At 74.2% G+C, this 2,565-nt stretch carries 2 protein-coding genes and 1 pseudogene; 1 reads left to right on the forward strand and 2 read right to left on the reverse strand.

Annotated elements, in window-relative coordinates:
- A partial coding sequence (locus OOT08_RS01130; RefSeq protein ID WP_325090745.1) for a hypothetical protein occupies window positions 1–562 on the forward strand: 562 nt, incomplete at its 5' end.
- Between the two features lie 70 nt (window positions 563–632).
- On the opposite strand, the gene OOT08_RS01135 is transcribed toward OOT08_RS01130, so the two are convergent.
- Together OOT08_RS01135 and OOT08_RS01140 are read right to left on the reverse strand one after the other, a co-directional pair.
- A complete protein-coding gene (locus OOT08_RS01135) occupies window positions 633–1,544 on the reverse strand; it encodes a tyrosine recombinase XerC (RefSeq protein WP_325090746.1) in 912 nt (303 codons plus the stop codon).
- 4 nt (window positions 1,545–1,548) lie between these two features.
- Window positions 1,549–2,565, reverse strand: a pseudogene (locus tag OOT08_RS01140) (hypothetical protein); the annotation flags it as partial.

Raw genomic sequence — 2,565 nt, forward strand, 5'->3', positions numbered from 1 at the left:
CCCGGCGGGGTTCCTGGTCCGGCCCGTTCCCGGCGCGAGCGCACCCCGGACACCCGCGGCATCGACACCCGCGGCATCGATCCGGGCCGCGGCCGCCACGGCCCCACCGGAACGATGGCGGTCTCCCCTGCCCGGGCCGCTGCGGCTCTGGCGCGGCTTCGAGCCCCCGGAACACCCCTACGGCCCCGGGCATCGCGGGATCGACCTCGCCCCCGTTGCGGCGGGCGCTGCGGTCGTCGCGCCGACCGACGGGAGCCTGTTTTTCGCGGGCACCGTGGTCGACCGCGGGGTGCTCACGATTCGCGTCGACGAGCGCACCCTGCTGAGCGTCGAGCCCCTCGGTCCGCCGGAGCCGCCGCCCGACCCGGCCGCCGAGAGCGACGGCGAGCCCGTCCCGCGCCCGGGCGAGGCCGTCCGTCGGGGAAGCGTGATCGGCGAGCTGGGCGGCGTGAGCCACTGCGCCCCCGCGCACTGCCTGCATCTCGGGGTTCGGGTGGACGGCGAGTACGTCAATCCCCTGCCGTACTTCCTGGGTCGGCCCGTGCTGCTCCCCCTGGAATGAGCGCCCGGCTCGCTCGGGCGCGCCGGAACGGCCGCCGCCTCGCGCGTGCGGGACCTGGGCCGGGTCCGGCTCAGGCGCGGGGGTGCGCCTGCCGGTACACGGCGGCCAGGCGCTCCGAGGAGACCTGGGTATAGACCTGCGTGCTCGCGAGACTCGCGTGCCCCAGCACCTCCTGGACCACCCGCAGGTCCGCGCCACCGTCCAGCAGGTGGGTCGCGGCCGTGTGGCGCAGGGTGTGCGGGCCGCTCGGGCCGGAGCCCGGCACCCGGTCGAGGAGCCGCTCGGTGATCGCGTAGACGGCCCGCGTACCGAGGTCGCCGCCCCGGGCCCCCAGGAACAGGGCGTTTCCCGGCGCTTCCGCCCGGGCGGCGAGGGCGGGCCGGGCGAGGCGGAGGTAGGCATCGAGCGCGTCTGCGGCGGGCTTGCCGAAGGGCACGATCCGCTCCTTCGCGCCCTTGCCCAGCACCCGAATGGTGCGCGCGCGCAGATCGAGGTCGCCCGGTCCCGCGGAGCACAGTTCCTGCGCCCGGATCCCGGTGGCGTAGAGCAGCTCGATGATCGCGAGGTCACGACGCGCAACGGGATCCCCCGAGGCTGCGCGCGCCGCAAGCTCGTCCAGCGAGGCCGTCGCCTGCTGCTCCGTGAGCACGCGCGGGAGCCGCTTGGGGGCCTTCGGGATCCGCAGCCGTGCCGCGGGGTTCTGCGCCCCGGGCACGGTCTCGCTCAGCCAGCGGCCGAAGGCCTTGACCGCCGAGGTGTTCCTGGCGAGGCTGCTCGGGGCCGCGCCGCCCTGCTGCCGTTCCCAGAGCCAGTCCCGCAACGCCTCGACGTCGATCTCGGCGACCGCGGTCACCCCGCGCCGATCGAGCGCCTCCGCGAGGGAGCGCAGGTCCTGCCGGTAGCCGCGGATCGTGTGCGGCGACAGCCCGCGCTCCCGCTCCAGGGAGCCGAGGAAGGCGTCGATCGCCGCGTCGAGGGTCATGGCCCTATTCTGCCCCGGAACCGTTCGGCGCGGAGCCGGACTCGGGCGTTGTCGGCGATCCCGGCGTTGCTGACGTTTCCGGCGTTTCCGGCGTAGCCGGCGTTCCCGGCGTTGTCGGCGTAGCCGGCGTTCCCGGCGTTGTCGGCGTTGTCGGCGTAGCCGGCGTTGCCGACGTTGCCGACGGCTGGCCGGGTGCGCCGGGCTGCTGCGCCGGCTGGGCTTGCTGACCGGGGTGCTGCGGCTGCGGCTGCTGGAACTGGTGCTGCTGCGGGTGCTGCTGCGCGTGCATCATGGGCAGCCCGCCGGGGGCCGTGGCCACGGGGAAGGCCGCATTCGCCGGGGGCCGCGGGGCCCGAAGGAGCAGGAGCGACAGCACGGCCGCCGCGATGAGCGCGAGCCCGAAGAAGCCGAGCAGGAACACGCCGACCCCCGCGGAAACATAGCTGGACCCGAGACCGTTCAGGTTCGCCGCCGTCCCGAAGCCGTCCACGATGCCGAGGATGCCCATGATGATCGCGAGCACGGCCGCGGTGATGGTTGCCCAGCGTTTGCGGAGCACAATCGCGAGCACCCCCGCGGCGATCACGACGAGCAGGCCGATGAGGAGCAGCACGCCCTCCTGGGCCACCTCGCCCGCGAAGTAGTTGATGGTGTGCCCGCCGATGTTGGCCACGGGCAGCAACAGGCTGAGGATCATCAGGAGCCCCGTCGCGAGAATCGCGAAGGGTGCCCAACTCATCCAGGTTGCCGTTCCCGTGCGCTGTGCCGCCGTCTGCTCGGAGACCGCGTGCTGGACGTTCCGCACCGCCCCGGCCGCGGTGGGGGCCACCTGGCCGACAAAGAAGTCCTTCGCCCCGGTCGCGAACTGCTTCGCCCCGGCGGTCATCTGCTGCACCGTGGGATCGACCGGCTTCCTGACGTGCCCGGCGGCGACCGCGGCCTGGTACTCGCTCATGGTGGCCTCGCGACCGTAGGCCTGCTGGAAGCCAGCCGCCCACGCCTCCGCCGTCATCGGGGTGAA

The organism is Leucobacter sp. M11, from assembly GCF_035726885.1.
Taxonomy (GTDB): domain Bacteria; phylum Actinomycetota; class Actinomycetes; order Actinomycetales; family Microbacteriaceae; genus JAPFRB01.

Coding starts and splice junctions, on each gene's coding strand:
- OOT08_RS01135 (WP_325090746.1), bottom strand. CDS start 1,544: ATGACCCTCGACGCGGCGATCGACGCCTTCCTCGGCTCCCTGGAGCGG.